The sequence below is a fragment of the Vibrio sp. 03_296 genome (assembly GCF_002265885.1).
The window spans coordinates 1-16466 of sequence record NZ_NPKW01000074.1 but is presented as its reverse complement, the minus strand read 5'-3'; the positions used below and the strand labels follow the sequence as shown (position 1 = coordinate 16466).

The window sequence follows — 16466 nt, the reverse complement described above, 5'->3', positions numbered from 1 at the left end:
ACGCAGTTACTTCAGTGCGTCATTGATCCCTTGATCACCTAAATGACGCACATCTTTTCCCTTGACGAAATAGATGATGTATTCACAGATATTTTGGCAACGATCCCCAACTCGCTCAATAGCACGAGCAGACCACATCACCTGAAGGATGTTGGGGATATTCTTCGGATTTTCCATCATATACGTCATGAGCTGACGAATCACCGCCTCATATTCCGCATCAATTTTATCGTCCATTTTATGCACTTCGGCTGCCGCATCCACGTCCATCCGAGCAAACGCGTCTAACACCAAGTGCAGCATCTGAATAGCTTGTCGAGCCAGTGGCTCTAAGGAAACATTAAACTGACGCTCTTTTGATGAAGGGCTTTCGATGGCGACATAGGCCATTTTAGTTGCCACATCACCAATGCGTTCTAAGTCGGTAATGGTTTTGATGATCGCCATGATAAGGCGCAAATCTTTTGCGGTTGGCTGGCGCTTGGCAATGATTCTCGTGCAGGCATCATCAATGGAAACTTCCATCGCATTGACTTTGTGATCATCACGCACCACTCGTCTGGCAAGGTCGATATCGTCGTTATGCAGCGCTTGCATGGCAAAAGAAAGCTGCTGTTCAACCAAGCCTCCCATCGTCAAGACATGAGTACGAATAGACTCAAGTTCTACATTGAATTGCCCTGAGATATGACGCCCGAAATGCATAACGATCCTTATCTAAAATGTGTGCTAGCCGTAGCGGCCGGTAATGTAATCTTCAGTTTGCTTTTTCATCGGAGAGGTGAAGATAGTGTCTGCGTCCGAATACTCAATAAGCTTACCCATGTGGATAAAGGCAGTATAGTCGCTGACTCGCGCAGCTTGCTGCATGTTGTGAGTGACAATGACCACAGTATATTGAGTCTTTAAGTCGTTGATAAGCTCTTCAATCGTTAAAGTTGATATAGGATCCAAAGCCGATGTAGGTTCATCCAATAACAGCACTTCTGGCTCGATGGCGACCGCTCGGGCAATGACCAATCGCTGCTGTTGCCCGCCAGAGAGACCAAAGGCATTCTCATGCAGGCGGTCTTTCACTTCATCCCATAACGCTGCCGAGCGCAAAGAGCGCTCTACTGCGTCATCAAGCGTTCGGCTATTTTTCACACCTTGCAAACGTAAACCATACACCACATTTTCATAAATGGATTTAGGAAATGGATTGGGCCTTTGAAACACCATCCCAACCCGACGCCTTAAGGTCGCGACGTCGACACTTGGATCGTAAACATTGCTACCATACAGTTTAACGCTACCTGTCACTTTGCATCCTTCCACCAGATCGTTCATGCGGTTGATACAACGCAGCAACGTTGACTTACCACAACCTGACGGACCGATGAAGGCCGTCACTCTCCCTTTAGGAATGCGCATCGAAATGTCGTACAGAGCCTGACTTTGACCATAGTGCAGATCCAAGTTCTCAATCGTAATGGCCGTTTTATCGTCAGGCAGATTATTCACATCTAAAGGGGCGTGGTAGCCCAGTGTGTCATTGAAAGAATACATCTTAGTCTTGCCCCAATGTTCGATATTTTTCGCGTAAATTATTGCGGATACTGATAGCCGTTAAGTTCAAGCCGACAATCACCGTCACCAATAAAAAGGACGTGGCATACACCAGTGGTCGCGCCGCTTCGATGTTAGATGTTTGGAAGCCCACATCATAGATATGAAAGCCCAAATGCATAAACTTACGCTCAAGATGGATATAAGGAAACTGGCCATCCACGGGTAAACTGGACGCCAACTTAACCACACCAACCAACATCAACGGTGCCACTTCTCCTGCCGCGCGTGCAATCGCCAAAATCAATCCCGTAATGATGGCAGGAGTCGCCATCGGTAAGACCACACGCCACAACGTCTCAAATTGCGTCGCTCCAAGCGCCAGTGAGCCGTGTCGAACCGAGTTGGGGATGCGTGTTAATCCTTCTTCCGTTGTCACGATGACCACGGGCAGCGTCAATACAGCCAAGGTCAGTGCAGACCACAACAGCCCCGGCGTCCCAAAGGTTGGAGCAGGAAGGCGCTCTGCATAAAATAGGTTATCAATTGAACTACCGATGGTGTAAACACAAAAGCCTAAACCAAAAACACCATACACAATGGAAGGCACACCAGCGAGATTAATGACTGCGATACGGATGATACGAGTAAAGGCGTTATTTTTGGCGTACTCATGCAGATAGATCGCAGCAATAACCCCCAACGGCATCACAATAATCGACATGATCAAAACAAGGAACACCGTACCAAATATGGCAGGAAAGACGCCACCTGCCGAGTTGGAATCTCGTGGATTTTCTGAGAGGAATTTCCAAATTTCTCTCCCCCAGTGCACAATTTTATCGCCAACATTCATTTTGTTTGGCTGCCAAAAATCCAAAATTTCACTGAGAGGAATAGAGACCACATTACCACTCATTTCTTCCACCAGCAGCGTGTAGCCCGTGAGTTGCAAACGTAACCCATCAAGCTGCTGGTCGTAGTTGGCCAACTCCTGCTCATAGTGCTCGCGTTCTGCTTGATATTGCTGCAAATACTCGGCGCTCAACGTGCCATTGAGCTCTTTACGCCGCTTATCCAGACGGAGCTGTTCCAATTTCCAACTTAACGGTTTGATGTTTTGCTCAACCACCAGCGCAATTTCTTCACGTAAACGTTCAGCGTATTCGAGCTTGTCTTGCAACAATGGAAAAATATTCTCGCTGGTCTGAGTATCGCCATCACGAAATGCCAAGTAGCGGCCATAGAAATCGCCGCCACTGCTGCGTTCAAACACAACAATCTCTTCCGGAGTTGTCGGTTCACTAAGTTGCGACTCCAACACCGAAATAAATTCGGAGGGATACAGACCTCGATTCGCCACTTTGATCTTCAAACGAACAGCTTCTTGCTCTTCTTGCACAATGGCCTGTAAAGATGGCGGCAGTTGCGAAGAGTCTACTTGGTTTCGCTGATAAACCTGGCCAATCACAAGGCTTCCAACCGATGTTTGTGGCGACAACTGAGGTGAGGTTTTTACTATCGTCCACTGATAGACAGGCGCTGGCCAGAAGTAATTAAGCCCCTTCCAACCGATCAAAAGCAGCAGTGCCAACACCGAAAGCAAGCTGATGCTGACCGCCCCCCCTGTCAGCCAAATCCACGGCGCTCCCGAACGAATCCATTTCAGCACGCTAGCTCTCCTAACATTCGACTATGATCACAGCGCACGATATTTATCTCTTAATCTTTGGCGCACCCACTCGGCCAGCGAGTTGACGGCGAAGGTGAACACAAACAGTAATAGGGCGGCTAAAAACAATAAGCGGAAGTGCGAGCTGCCCACTTCTGATTCCGGCAGCTCAACCGCAATGGTCGCTGATAAGGTGCGCATCCCTTCCAAAATATTCCAATCCATTAGCGGCGTGTTTCCAGTCGCCATTAAGACGATCATGGTTTCCCCAACAGCACGCCCAAGCCCCATCATAATGGCAGAAAAAATCCCCGGGCTCGCGGTGAGAATCACCACGTGTGTGAGTGTTTGCCACGCCGTCGCACCCAGCGCCAACGAGCCATCAGAGAGATGCTTAGGCACGGAGAAAATTGCATCCTCCGCTATGGTAAAAATAGTCGGAATCACAGCAAAGCCCATCGCCAATCCCACCACCATTGCATTACGCTGGTCAAAACCAATCCCATGCTGCGATAAAAATAATCGAATATCACTAGCAAAAAATAGCGCTTCCAATTCAGGAGCAAACTGCATTCCAAGCGCGACGACCAGTACCATACTCGGGATTAAGATCAGAGCATGCCAACCATTAGGGATACGATGTCGTATTGTCGAGGGCAACAGAGTCCAGAGTCCACCAATGAAGACAGTGCTCAGAGGTAGCACAACCATCAGTAACACCACGCTGATCAAGTGCTGTTCAACAATCGGAGCAAACCACAAGCCGGCAAGAAAACCGATAATCACCGTTGGCATCGCTTCCATCAGTTCAATGGAAGGTTTAACGATACGACGCATTTTCGGCGCCATAAAATAACCAGTATAAATAGCCCCAAGTACGGCAATCGGAACCGAGAAAAGCATGGCAAACAAAGCGGCCTTAATTGTGCCAAATGCAATAGGAATAAGGCTAAACTTCGGCTCAAAATCATCGCTGGCGGATGTTGACTGCCAAACAAACTCAGGCTCTGGATAACCTTCATACCACACTTTTTGCCAAAGCGATGACAGCGAAATTTCAGGGTATGGGTTATCCACCGTCGCCAGTGTTAATCGTTCAGGAAAATACGCTAAAAGGTATTGTTCGTTATTCGACATGGCCGCCATCTGCGGGGCTTGTTGATAAGCGCGTAAAAACAGAGCCAATTTTTCACTGGTGGTATAGTGGCTCTGTAACGTTCCGTTGGTATAAAAACTGTAGAAACCTTTACGATGCGTATCCGGCAAGAGGAATTGCACTTCTGAAGCTAACTTAAAATCACGAATGTGCGTCAATTTGCGCTGATTTTGCTGACGGGTATCAAACCATTGCGACACTCGGCCATCATTGTGAGTGACCAATAAAGAGTAGGCTCCTGCAAGCAGGTCTATTTGACGTACTGAGTGCTTCTGGTCACCCAAGGTGAGATCAACAATCTCTCGCACAACAAATTGATCATCACGCTTCTTCGCCACCACCAACTCAGAACCAGAACGCACATAGAGAGTCTCTCCATCTGGCGTTATAAGAAGTTGCGATGCCACATCAAAGGTGGTTGCAAACTGGAAATCGCGTTGCACCCACTCACCTTGCACACTTTGCTGCCAGCGAACATGAACTCGTCCATCGTTTGTTAGCCAAGTTAGCGTTGGAGAAGGTTCTAAGTTACTGAACGCAAACCGTGCGATATCACTGCCTTGCACCGCAAGACGAAAATCAAAGCTAGGGGAATAAATCTCAACCTCAGGTCGCTGCACACTCTTAGCCAGCGAGCTGTTAAAACGAGGTTTAAACAACGTCACTAGCCCTTGCTGGGAAACAAAGCCATAGCTGTCTAAAGCAGAAACACTCTTGGCAAAAGCGGTCGGATTCTCACTGATTTGTGCTTCGAATACGGCTTCACCACTATCTAGCTGCCAAAACGTTAGACGACCACCTTCGGTAATAGTTAATGCTCTAAGGCCATAATCATCAACAGCAATCGCGACGGGCGGCTTCGTCGCAATAGGCATACTGAGTTTGTTGGGTTCGAGTTTAGCGTCCGAAAAGAGTGGGATCACCACCATCGCTAAATAGACAAAAATCAATACTAACGCAGCCAAAACCCCAACACCGCCACTGGTTACAGCCATACGAACCAAGCGATCTTTTAACAATCTCGACTTGTCTCTGGTCTGCAATGTGAACTCGGCTCTGGCCATCGAATTTTCTACCCTTTTTGACGTGCTGACATAATATTTCGTTAAGATGACAATTATATTACAGATCACATTAACCATATGAAAATAATACAACTATTATGATAGTCATGGTATGAAATAAATCTGTAACAAAAAACACATACTGTGCCTCCTTATTGAGTCCATTTTTAATTACATGATCAACGTCAGGCCAATTTATGAGTGCGGATAAATTCTATATAGAAAAAGAGCTTAGCTGGCTATCATTCAATGAACGGGTATTACAAGAAGCCGCCGACAAAACCGTGCCGCTCATTGAGCGCATTCGCTTTCTTGGTATCTTCTCCAATAACTTGGATGAGTTTTACAAAGTGCGATTTTCGGATGTGAAACGCCGAATCTTGATTAATCGAGAACAAGGTGGCAATGACATCTCAAAGCACTTACTGTCAAAAATGCAAAGTAAAGCTTTGAAACTCAACGAACGATTTGATGAACTCTACAATGAACTGATCCGAGATATGGCAAGACGGCATATTTTTCTTGTCAACGAAAGCCAACTCGATGAAGCTCAGCAAAAGTGGATCGTGAAGTACTTCCGAAAAGAAGTTCTTCCTCACATCACGCCCCTCATGTTGACTGACGAAATCGACGTATTGCAGTTTCTCAAAGATGAATATGCCTATATTGCTGTTGAACTGAAGAAGCAAGAACAATCGAAATACGCCTTGCTGGAAATCCCCACCGATCACCTTCCTCGCTTCATTATGGTTCCGGAACAAAAAGGCAAGCGGAAGAAAACCATTATTCTACTCGACAACATTATTCGCTTCTGTTTAAACGACATTTTCGGTGGTTTTTTTGACTACGAGGAGCTCAACGGCTATGCAATGAAAATGACCCGAGACGCCGAATACGACTTACGTCATGAAGTTGAGTACAGCTTGCTAGAGCAGATGTCTGAAGGCCTCAGTCAACGCCTAACCGCCTTACCAGTGCGCTTTGTTTACGAGCGAGATATGCCCGAGGACATGCTCAAATATCTCTGCTACAAACTCAAAATCTCTCACTACGACAGCTTGATTCCCGGTGGCCGATATCACAACTTTAAGGACTTTATCGCCTTCCCAAATGTTGGACGCGACTACTTGGAGAACAAACCGCTGCCACCATTGACCTGCGCAGATTTTGAAGGCTACGCCAACGCTTTTGATGCCATTCGCAATCAAGACATACTGCTGCACTATCCTTACCACAGCTTTGAGCACATCACGGAACTGGTACGTCAGGCGTCGTTTGACCCCAAAGTCGTCAGCATCAAGATCAACGTTTATCGTGTTGCCAAAAATTCGCGATTAATGAACTCACTGATCGATGCAGTGCATAACGGCAAGCGTGTCACCGTGGTTGTTGAGTTACAGGCTCGTTTTGACGAAGAGGCAAATATTGAATGGTCTAAACGCCTAACCGATGCAGGAGTGCACGTCATTTTTGGTGTGCCCGGCACAAAAATTCACGCCAAGTTACTCCTTATCACCCGCCGTGAAGAAGAGGGCTTCATGCGCTACGCGCATATTGGCACAGGGAACTTCCACGAGCGAACAGCCCGTGTTTATACCGATTTTTCCCTCCTCACGGCTGATCAAGAGCTCGCTGCTGAGGTAAGAGGGGTGTTTAGTTACATCATGAACCCCTTCCAGCCCGTTAGATTTCGTCACTTGATTGTATCGCCACGAAACTCTCGCTCACAACTATATCGTCTAGTTGATAACGAAATTGCCAATGCACAAGCGGGGAAAAAAGCCGCTATCACACTCAAAGTGAACAATCTTGTCGATAAAGGGCTGATCAGTAGACTTTATGAGGCAAGCAGTGCCGGGGTGACAATTCGCATGATCATTCGCGGCATGTGCTCGTTGGTACCTGGGTTAGAAGGACTCAGTGACAACATCGAAATCATCAGTATTATCGATCGTTTCTTAGAACACCCCCGAGTCTTGGTTGTCCATAATGATGGTGAACCGTTAGTGTATATTTCCTCTGCTGACTGGATGGAACGCAACATCGATAACCGTATTGAGGTGATGTCTCCTGTACGTGATCCACGCATCAAACAACGCATTATCGATATTCTCAACATCCAGTTTACTGATACAGTGAAGGCGCGCCGAATCGACAAAGAGATGAGCAATAACTATGTTGAACGCGGCAATCGGAAAAAAATACGTTCTCAGATAGCCATTTACGACTATCTTAAAAATGTTGAAAAACACACGCGTAAGCAAAAAGGGCAAGTAGAACAGAATGACAACAACCCATAGTCGAGATATTGCCGCTATCGACCTAGGCTCCAACAGTTTCCATATGGTAGTAGCCAAAGTCGTCGATGAAGATCTGCAATTAATCAGTCGCCATAAACAGCGCGTTTACCTTGCTGATGGCTTGGATAACGAAATGAATCTGAGCCACTCAGCGATGGAGCGAGGGCTTGAGTGCTTAGCCATGTTTGCCGAACGACTGCAAGGTTTTGAACCAGATAATGTTCGCATTGCGGCCACGCATACCTTACGACAAGCGCATAATGCTCATCTATTCTTACAACGCGCCAAGCAAGTCCTACCCTTCCCCATCGAAATAATTCCGGGAGAAGAGGAAGCGCGTTTAATCTATCTCGGCGTGGCACATACACAATTAGAAGTCTCCTCTAAACTGGTGGTTGATATTGGCGGTGGCAGTACCGAACTGATCATCGGTCGCGATTTTGAACCAGAGCTACTCAACAGTAAGCAAATGGGGTGCGTCAGTTTCACCAGTCGTTACTTTTCCAACGGAAAAATTACCAAAAAGAACATCAACAAAGCGATCACTGCGGGTGAGCAAAAGCTGGAATCCATCGCTAGCCAGTATCGCAAAAAAGGTTGGGAGATAGCCTATGGTTCATCAGGCTCCATTAAGGCGATTCACGAAGTACTCGTAGGCCTCGGGTTTGAAGATGGCATTATTACCCAAAATCGGCTCGGCACTTTGATCGACATGTTGTGTAGCTTTGATACTATCGATGACATTCAACTGGCCGGGCTCACTGACGAGCGAAAACCCGTTTTTGCTGCTGGGGTGGCAATCCTCATGGCGGTTTTCCAAACACTAAAATTGTCAGAAATGCACTATTCTGATGGCGCTCTGCGTGAAGGCTTACTCTATGAAATGGAAAGTGGCTTTGCTCGTTCAGATCTGAGAATGAGAACAACCGAGAACTTAGCCAAAAAGCACTTGGTGGATTTAGAACATGCTGCGCGTGTTAAAGGTTTAGCCGGTGAACTGCTTGAGCAAGCGCATAAAAAGTTAGGAATAATACGTGAGAGTGAATTGGCCCACTTATTGGAATGGGCCGCCTTGCTTCATGAGGTCGGACTGAGCATTAGCTTACGTGGTTTTCATCGCCATTCAGCCTATATCTTACAACACACGAATATGCCAGGTTTTAACAGTGAACAACAACTTCTGCTGGCCTCGCTCACTCGCTATCAGCGCAAATCCCTTAAGCTCACCGAACTGCCCGATTTCCACCTCTACAGTAGAGAACAAGTGATCAATCTTATTCGCCTTTTGCGCCTCGCCATTCTCATCAATGGTCAACGCAACGATGACCCATTGCCAGACTTTACTTTGGAAGTGAACGATGATCATTGGTTACTCAGCGGTAAAGACAAAGATTGGTTGGAGAACAACAAATTGCTTTCTGCCGATTTACAAAGTGAGCAAGAACGTTGGTCACAAGTGAATTGGAAGCTTGAGCTAAAATAATCCTCCGCAAGGACTGAAAACAAGGCTGTGTAAGCCTTGTTTTTTATAGGCCAACTTTTGCTAACTCTGCTTGGGCAAAATCACGGGTGATAGAAACATAGCCATCTTTTTCCACTAACGCTTGTCCCTGAGCAGAATAGATAAACTTAATAAACTCCGCTTCAATGGGACTCAACGGTTTATTGGGGTGTTTGTTCACGTAAACGTACAAGTAGCGAGATAGAGGGTAATCGCCAGTTAGAATATTTTCTCGACTCGGATAAACAAAATCATTACCTCGCTTCGCAATAGGAAGTAGGCGCACACCCGCCACACGATAACCCACACCAGAGTAGCCTATGCCACTGAGCGTGGAGGCCACCGATTGCACTACCGAAGCCGACCCAGGCTGCTCATTCACTTGGCTTTTAAAATCGCCGCCACACAGGGCGTGCTTTTTGAAGTAACCGTAGGTTCCTGATACCGAATTGCGCCCAAAGAGCTGAAAGTTGCGCTTTGCCCACTCCGCATTAATACCCAGTTGCACCCACGTGCTGACAAAATCCTCTGCACCACAGCGTAAAGTTGCAGAGAAAATAGCGTCCAACTGCAGAAAGTTGAGACCTTTAACCGGATTATCTTGATGAACAAAAATACCGATGGCATCAATCGCAACTCGCAACGCAGTGGGTTTATAACCATGAGTTCGCTCAAACGCTTCCACTTCTCTTAAACGCATCGGACGGCTCATCGGACCAAACTGCGCCGTTTGTTCCGTCAGCGCGGGAGGTGCCGTTGAAGAGCCGGAGGCTTGCACCTGAGCATTAATGTTCGGATAAAGCGCCTTAAACTCTTCCACCCATAGCGTGGTCATCCCCGCGAGCGTATCCGAGCCGACAGATAACAAATTCCCAGAAACACCGGGAAGCTTTTGATAAGGTTGCAACGGTTTATCCAATGCCTGAGCACTCGCACTCATTCCACCCATCAAAACTAAACTCAACCACCATCGTTTCATTTCGCCACCAACTTTGCCGGTAAAACGAATGAAAACTTACTGCCACTGCCAACTTTACTTTGGATATCCAAATGTGTGTCGTGATGAGTCAAAGCATGTTTTACAATCGCCAGACCTAAACCACTGCCCCCGGTGTCGCGAGAGCGTGCTTTGTCAACACGATAAAAACGCTCTGTCAGACGATGGATATGTTGCGGTTCAATACCATCACCACTGTCTTCCACTTCTAGGCAAGCACCCTTGCTATTGCGATACCAGCGAACCTGTACTTTTGCACCAGCTGGTGTGTACTTTACGGCATTGTATACTAGGTTCGAAATAGCACTGCGCAGTTGATCTTCATCGGCATAGACTTTGAGCGCCTTATCCACTTGGAAAGAGATGGCGTGCTGATTCTCACCACTCAAACTTACCGCTTCTTTCTCTAACACTTCCAGCATGGCAGGCACATCAACCACTTCATCCAACTCATGGATTGGCGACGCTTCGATCTTGGACAAGGTTAACAACTGATTCACTAAACTGTTCATTCGATTCAGTTGTTCCGTCATCACACGATGGGCTTTAGCCCACATGGGGCCAACCAACATGTCCGGGTCTTCGGTCATTTCGAGATAACCCTGAAGCACCGTCATTGGCGTACGTAACTCATGGGAAACATTAGCAAAAAAGTTTCGACGCATGCCTTCTAGCTGTTTCAACTGCGTCACATCACGCACCACCATCAAGTGCTCGCCTTCAGTATAAGGAACAATACGCAGTTCCAGCGTACGTTCAACGTTCAGTGGCGAACACATTTCCAACGGTTCAGAAAAATCATTGCCAGAGAGATATTTAATAAAGTCAGGAGTACGAAGAAGATTAGAAATAGGCTGACCAGAATCTTCAGGCCAATGGAAACCTAATAGATGTTGCGCCAGTTTATTGCACCAAACAATGTTGCCCTCCGCACGAAACACCACAACCGCATCAGGCAACGATTCTGCCCCATTGCGGAAACGACGGATCAAATTCGTCAGTTCTTTGCGCTTGCGTCGCTGTCTTTGCTGCAAGCGATAAAGGCCATTAAACAGAGATTCCCAATTGCCACTGCCCGACGGCGGCGTTAAACGCTTTTCATCCCAGAGCCATGCAGACAAACGTACCTGATTGTTTAAATGCCAACCAAGCTGCAAAGCCGTCGCCACCAAAAGCAGCCACGGCATATATCCGAATATCCACCCCACTATCACCCAGGGGGTGTAAAAAAAAGCCAGCTCCCATGCCAGCTTTTTCCAAGTTAATCTTTCAACCACTCACGACTCCGACATGGTATTTACGCTTTCGTAGAGAAACGATAGCCCGCGCCTCGCACTGTTTGAATCAGTTTATCATGCCCTGCATCTTCTAGCGCTTTACGCAGGCGACGAATGTGAACATCAACCGTGCGATCTTCCACATAAACATTGGTTCCCCACACATTGTTCAACAGTTGCTCACGACTGTACACGCGTTCTTGATGGGTCATAAAGAAATGCAACATCTTGAACTCTGTTGGCCCCATATCAACAGGCGAGTCATTGGCTGTCACACGGTGAGAAACAGGATCGAGTTTAAGCCCTTGAACATCGATCACATCTTCTAGTGCGGTTGGCGTGACACGGCGAATCACCGCCTTAAGACGAGCCACTAACTCTTTTGGCGAAAAAGGCTTGGTAATGTAATCGTCCGCACCGACTTCAAGGCCACGAACTTTGTCTTCTTCTTCACCACGAGCCGTCAACATCACCACAGGGATGTTACGAGTCAGCTCTTCACGCTTCATGTGCTTAATAAAATTGATGCCACTGCCACCTGGCAGCATCCAGTCCAGTAATACTAAATCTGGGAAGGGTTCAGCAAGTTTGTTTACTGCCGTATCATAATCTTCAGCTTCAACCGCCTGGTAACCTTTCTGTTCAAGCACGAAACACAGCATTTCGCGAATTGGCGCTTCGTCCTCTACTACCAGAATCCTTCTAGACATAATTGAATAACCTTATGTAAGTTTGAATAATTTATAGGCCCTAGCCCTTTGCAACTGAAAGCATTATCACGTTCAATTATGACACTTTTGTGACCTTTGCAAACAAATTTTCATATAACTGTCTTTGTTGATTCATCTTGTTTTTTTCCAACTCGATTAGGACAAGCTAGAAAAAATTGCCTATCATGTTGCCCCTGTATTTATCTTAGAGAAGCGCTATGTGGTTTAAAAACTGTATGGTCTATCGCGTGAATCGCGAGATTGAATTCAACGCAGATCAACTTGAAAAACAATTGGCAGAGTTCCGTTATACGCCTTGTGGCAGCCAGGATAAGCAAAAATTTGGCTGGGTAAGCGCGATGGGACGACACGGTGATATGATGACCCACGTGTCAGAAGACCGCATTCTTATCTGTGCTAAAAAAGAAGAAAAAATGCTGCCCGCTTCGGTGATCAAAGAATCACTGAATGCCAAAGTGGAAGCGATGGAAGCCCAAGAAGGCCGCCCGCTGAAGAAAAAAGAGAAAGAAACACTTAAAGAAGACATCATTATCGATCTTCTACCACGAGCTTTCAGCCGCAGTAATCACACCTATGTGCTCATCTTGCCAAAAGAAGGGTTTATTTTGGTCGATGCCAGCAGCTACAAAAAAGCGGAAGACGTGCTCGCACTGCTGCGCAAAACTATGGGTAGCCTACCTGTTGTACCTGCGATTCCAGAAAAAGCGGTTGAGACCACGTTGACTGAATGGGTAAAAACAGGCCAAACACCACAAGGTTTCCATTTACTCGATGAAGCCGAACTTAAATCTGTTCTGGAAGATGGCGGCATTATTCGCTGTAAGAAGCAAGAGCTCACCAGCGACGAAATTCTCAGTCATATCGCTGCAGATAAAGTGGTGACAAAACTAGCTCTCAATTGGCAAGAGCGATTGGAGTTTGTTCTGGCCGATGACGCGAGCATCAAACGTTTGAAGTTTTCTGATGAATTACGCGATCAGAACGACGATATTCCGCGAGAAGATCAAGCAGCACGCTTTGATGCAGACTTTTCTCTCATGTGTGGCGAGCTGTCTGCATTTTTGCCTAATCTTTTTCAAGCACTGGGTGGTTTACCTCACCCTAACGCGTAAGCCTTTTCAACGCCTTCGCCGCAGAAGGCGTTTTTCTCTCTTTTACCTAGTCAATGATCACAATTTGGCGTAAAATTTGCGCCCCGATTCCATATGGTGGAATCGTACTGACCTGTGATCAGATAAAAAGAGAATTCAAGCAATGACATCAAATACATCCTTTGTTCCTGAGCTATTGTCGCCTGCGGGCAGCCTAAAGAATATGCGTTACGCATTTGCTTATGGCGCTGACGCGGTTTATGCAGGGCAACCTCGCTACAGCCTTCGTGTTCGTAACAATGAGTTCAATCACGAGAACCTAAAAATTGGTATCGACGAAGCGCATGCCTTAGGTAAGAAGTTCTATGTGGTATGTAACATTCAACCACACAACTCTAAGCTAAAAACGTTTATCCGAGATTTGAAGCCGGTTGTGGATATGGGCCCAGATGCGCTGATTATGTCTGACCCAGGCTTGATCATGATGGTGCGTGAAGCCTTCCCTGATATGGCGATTCACCTTTCGGTTCAAGCCAACGCGGTGAACTGGGCAACAGTCAAGTTTTGGGCTTCATATGGTGTAGAGCGTGTCATTGTTTCTCGTGAGCTATCACTCGAAGAGATCGAAGAGATTCGTCAACAGTGTCCAGAAACAGAACTCGAAGTGTTCGTCCATGGCGCATTGTGTATGGCTTATTCAGGCCGTTGCTTACTGTCTGGCTACATCAACAAACGCGACCCTAACCAAGGCACTTGTACTAATGCTTGTCGTTGGGAATACAAAGTTGAGCAAGGCAAAGAAGACGATGCTGGCCAAATTGTAGAACAATTTGATCCAAATGCAGCGCAAGCGATTGAAGTACAAGAAGAGCGCCCAGAAACCACTATTGGCCGTGGCAAACCCATCGATGATGTTGTTCTTCTATCAGAAAGCCATCGCCCTGACGAAAAAATGGCAGCATTTGAAGATGAACACGGCACCTACATCATGAACTCAAAAGATCTCCGTGCAGTTCAACACGTCGAGCGCTTAACCCAAATGGGGGTTCATTCTCTGAAAATTGAAGGCCGTACTAAATCCTTCTACTATTGCGCGCGTACAGCGCAAGTTTATCGCAAAGCCATTGATGATGCGGTAGCGGGCAAACCATTTGACGAAACGCTAATGGGCACTCTAGAAAGCCTTGCTCACCGTGGATACACAGAGGGCTTCCTACGTCGCCACACGCATGACGCATACCAAAATTATGACTATGGTTACTCCGTTTCCGATGCTCAACAGTTTGTTGGTGAGTTTACTGGCAAACGTCGCGGTGACTTGGCGGAAGTAGAAGTGAAAAACAAATTTGTTCTGGGTGATAGCCTAGAGTTAATGACGCCAAAAGGTAACGTTGTTTTCACTCTTGAACAAATGGAAAACCGTAAGTCTGAGTCAATTGACGATGCCAAAGGCAACGGTCACTTCGTCTTTATTCCAGTTCCACAGGATATGGATCTGAGCTACGCGTTACTTATGCGTAACCTAAACGAAGGTCAGGATACCCGTAACCCAACAGGTAACTAAGCTATGGCATTGCTTATCACGGATAAGTGCATCAACTGTGACATGTGTGATCCTGAATGCCCAAATGGGGCAATTTCAATGGGCGATAAGATCTTTGAAATTGACCCGAACCTCTGCACCGAGTGTAAAGGGCATTACGACAAGCCGACCTGTCAGTCGGTTTGTCCTATTACAAAATGCATAATTACGGATCCAAACCACATCGAAACGGAAGAGCAACTGCTTGAAAAGTTTGTCATCATCCAAGGCTTAGCCTAATCGATATCAAATAAAGCGCCAATGAGCGCTTTATTTATTTCTCACGTTTCTGCTTTAGTACTGTCACACATTCCTCAGAAATAGGCGCTGGCTCCTGCGCTTTTTTCGCCGGTGGTGTTGGACGCTCTATCCAACTCAACACTTCTTCACCACACCCATCCCCCTCCGGCGGCAAAGGTTGCTCAACACAGTCATCGCTTCCTTGTGGGCAAGAGAGTCTCACATGCATGTGTGAAGAATGCCCCCACCAAGGCCTTACCTTTCTCAGCCACGACCTATGACTGGATGTTTCCATTTGACATAAACGTTGCTTGATAACGGCGTGGACAAAAATTCTCGCTACCCTACCATTTTCGGCTGCGGCTCGGATCAACTCGAATTGCTCCTCACGCCATTCATCGGCACGAATTGTCATGGTATCGAAATTGACGACACTCGCTGTCTTGGCCTGTTCAAGCTCATATTTATTCAAAGGAGAAGTGTTTAGCTTAAGCCACACATCAATATCGAGTCCGGTTTGATGACTCGCATGACCAAAAGAAAAACGGCCGCCTCGTGGTAAGCTGACATCCGCAATCATTAGAGTAGAAGCCAAACGTGTATCCGCGTAATAGCCTAACTCTTGTATAAAAGTGACTGTTTCTGGATGCGCAAAGTAGCGATTACGCTCTGCACGCACAACTTGATACCCCGCCCCCTCTAGTGGCAAAGCGATACCACCATCTAAACAGCCATTTGCGTACGATCCTATCGATTGAGCGCGTTCACGTGTTGGTGTCGTCACCAGCTCCCACGCTGTCATTTGCAATGCCCAAATAGGTATTGAATACATCGCGCACAATGATGCCAGTATTTTAGTGAACATCCATTGATCCTTGCTTATTGTGAAGAGAGGCTTCTACAGCATATTGCTGCTGGGAAGTCATGTTCTCAATTGAAGCGAACAAAAGCGTGAAATACAAGTAACAGTGACATCCATCGTCTAAAGGATTGGATGATTAGGCAACGATTATCGGTATAGGAATGGAAAAGAATCGAGTAGGAGGAGGCCTCACGGCCTCCATCCTCTCACACCACCGTACAAGCGTGGGTCGCATACGGCGGTTCCGAATATATCTTTAGTGACTCATACCCATCTCTCAATGAGTACAGTCCCCTCTCCTCGAACCATTTGATTGGCATTGCGTGATTCACCTGGGGCGAGAGGGCTAAGTGCCACCACCCTTTATCTGACATCGCCAGCTTCCACGCATTTCGCTCTGTTACACCTTGTCGTTGTAACCATGTCGCTATGCTGTATCTGCGTT

13 protein-coding genes and 1 pseudogene are annotated in these 16466 nt (G+C 46.7%); 5 read left to right on the top strand and 9 right to left on the bottom strand.

From position 1 onward, the window contains the following. Positions 1-6: 6 nt before the first annotated feature. Genes phoU through CIK04_RS09965 form a run of 4 tightly spaced genes read right to left on the bottom strand, consistent with a single transcriptional unit; the run spans position 7 to position 5440 of the window. Positions 7-705 (bottom strand): phosphate signaling complex protein PhoU, encoded by a 699-nt coding sequence (gene phoU / locus CIK04_RS09980; protein WP_017419966.1) that lies wholly within the window; start codon positions 703-705, stop codon positions 7-9. Between the two features lie 24 nt (positions 706-729). After that, positions 730-1548 carry a phosphate ABC transporter ATP-binding protein PstB gene (gene pstB, locus CIK04_RS09975; RefSeq protein WP_011078559.1) on the bottom strand — a complete coding sequence of 273 codons (819 nt, stop codon included), beginning with the start codon at positions 1546-1548 and terminating at the stop codon, positions 730-732. Position 1549: 1 nt separating this feature from the next. Beyond that, positions 1550-3220, bottom strand: a complete 1671-nt coding sequence (pstA, locus tag CIK04_RS09970; protein WP_097353530.1) for a phosphate ABC transporter permease PstA — start codon at positions 3218-3220, stop codon at positions 1550-1552. A 27-nt stretch (positions 3221-3247) separates the two neighbouring features. Beyond that, the gene (locus CIK04_RS09965) at positions 3248-5440 is read right to left on the bottom strand and encodes an ABC transporter permease subunit (RefSeq protein ID WP_176463312.1); all 2193 of its coding nucleotides are present in this window, start codon (positions 5438-5440) and stop codon (positions 3248-3250) included. Between the two features lie 197 nt (positions 5441-5637). On the opposite strand from CIK04_RS09965, the gene ppk1 reads away from it, so the two are divergent. Next, positions 5638-7740 carry a polyphosphate kinase 1 gene (gene ppk1 / locus CIK04_RS09960; RefSeq protein WP_097353532.1) on the top strand — a complete coding sequence of 701 codons (2103 nt, stop codon included), beginning with the start codon at positions 5638-5640 and terminating at the stop codon, positions 7738-7740. Then, complete coding sequence (gene ppx, locus CIK04_RS09955) at positions 7724-9223, top strand: exopolyphosphatase (protein WP_038939311.1); 1500 nt, start codon at positions 7724-7726, stop codon at positions 9221-9223. Before ppk1 ends, ppx begins: the two co-directional genes overlap by 17 nt. Positions 9224-9266: 43 nt before the next feature. Here the strand turns inward: ppx and CIK04_RS09950 are convergent, their stop codons facing one another. The 3 genes from CIK04_RS09950 to phoB are packed head-to-tail and all read right to left on the bottom strand — an operon-like array spanning position 9267 to position 12225. Next, entirely contained in the window at positions 9267-10220 is a 954-nt protein-coding gene (locus tag CIK04_RS09950) for a PstS family phosphate ABC transporter substrate-binding protein (RefSeq protein WP_072601034.1), read from the bottom strand. Beyond that, positions 10217-11515 carry a phosphate regulon sensor histidine kinase PhoR gene (gene phoR, locus CIK04_RS09945; protein WP_097353533.1) on the bottom strand — a complete coding sequence of 433 codons (1299 nt, stop codon included), beginning with the start codon at positions 11513-11515 and terminating at the stop codon, positions 10217-10219. Before phoR ends, CIK04_RS09950 begins: the two co-directional genes overlap by 4 nt. A 20-nt stretch (positions 11516-11535) precedes the next feature. Beyond that, positions 11536-12225 (bottom strand): phosphate regulon transcriptional regulator PhoB, encoded by a 690-nt coding sequence (phoB, locus tag CIK04_RS09940; protein WP_039469905.1) that lies wholly within the window; start codon positions 12223-12225, stop codon positions 11536-11538. Between the two features lie 218 nt (positions 12226-12443). Here phoB and rdgC point away from each other — a divergent pair, with 218 nt between their 5' ends. From rdgC to CIK04_RS09925, 3 genes are all read left to right on the top strand, one after another. Next, on the top strand, positions 12444-13358 hold the full coding sequence (gene rdgC, locus CIK04_RS09935) for a recombination-associated protein RdgC (protein ID WP_017789376.1): 915 nt from the start codon (positions 12444-12446) through the stop codon (positions 13356-13358). A gap of 142 nt (positions 13359-13500) precedes the next feature. Next, positions 13501-14901 carry a tRNA 5-hydroxyuridine modification protein YegQ gene (yegQ, locus tag CIK04_RS09930; protein ID WP_097353534.1) on the top strand — a complete coding sequence of 467 codons (1401 nt, stop codon included), beginning with the start codon at positions 13501-13503 and terminating at the stop codon, positions 14899-14901. A 3-nt stretch (positions 14902-14904) separates the two neighbouring features. Next, positions 14905-15159: a YfhL family 4Fe-4S dicluster ferredoxin gene (locus CIK04_RS09925; protein ID WP_011078569.1), complete on the top strand. Its 255-nt coding sequence runs from the start codon at positions 14905-14907 to the stop codon at positions 15157-15159. Positions 15160-15193: 34 nt separating this feature from the next. Here the strand turns inward: CIK04_RS09925 and mepA are convergent, their stop codons facing one another. Next, positions 15194-16024 carry a penicillin-insensitive murein endopeptidase gene (gene mepA / locus CIK04_RS09920; protein WP_097353535.1) on the bottom strand — a complete coding sequence of 277 codons (831 nt, stop codon included), beginning with the start codon at positions 16022-16024 and terminating at the stop codon, positions 15194-15196. 203 nt (positions 16025-16227) lie between these two features. After that, a pseudogene (locus tag CIK04_RS35515) lies at positions 16228-16466 on the bottom strand (hypothetical protein); the annotation flags it as partial.

Excerpts from the sequence above, each read along its gene's own strand:
- phoU (WP_017419966.1), bottom strand. The coding sequence starts at position 705 with ATGCATTTCGGGCGTCATATCTCAGGGCAATTCAATGTAGAACTTGAG.
- phoB (WP_039469905.1), bottom strand. The coding sequence starts at position 12,225 with ATGTCTAGAAGGATTCTGGTAGTAGAGGACGAAGCGCCAATTCGCGAA.
- ppk1 (WP_097353532.1), top strand. The coding sequence starts at position 5,638 with ATGAGTGCGGATAAATTCTATATAGAAAAAGAGCTTAGCTGGCTATCA.
- CIK04_RS09965 (WP_176463312.1), bottom strand. The coding sequence starts at position 5,440 with ATGGCCAGAGCCGAGTTCACATTGCAGACCAGAGACAAGTCGAGATTG.
- mepA (WP_097353535.1), bottom strand. The coding sequence starts at position 16,024 with ATGTTCACTAAAATACTGGCATCATTGTGCGCGATGTATTCAATACCT.
- pstB (WP_011078559.1), bottom strand. The coding sequence starts at position 1,548 with ATGTATTCTTTCAATGACACACTGGGCTACCACGCCCCTTTAGATGTG.
- yegQ (WP_097353534.1), top strand. The coding sequence starts at position 13,501 with ATGACATCAAATACATCCTTTGTTCCTGAGCTATTGTCGCCTGCGGGC.
- CIK04_RS09925 (WP_011078569.1), top strand. The coding sequence starts at position 14,905 with ATGGCATTGCTTATCACGGATAAGTGCATCAACTGTGACATGTGTGAT.
- ppx (WP_038939311.1), top strand. The coding sequence starts at position 7,724 with ATGACAACAACCCATAGTCGAGATATTGCCGCTATCGACCTAGGCTCC.
- rdgC (WP_017789376.1), top strand. The coding sequence starts at position 12,444 with ATGTGGTTTAAAAACTGTATGGTCTATCGCGTGAATCGCGAGATTGAA.
- CIK04_RS09950 (WP_072601034.1), bottom strand. The coding sequence starts at position 10,220 with ATGAAACGATGGTGGTTGAGTTTAGTTTTGATGGGTGGAATGAGTGCG.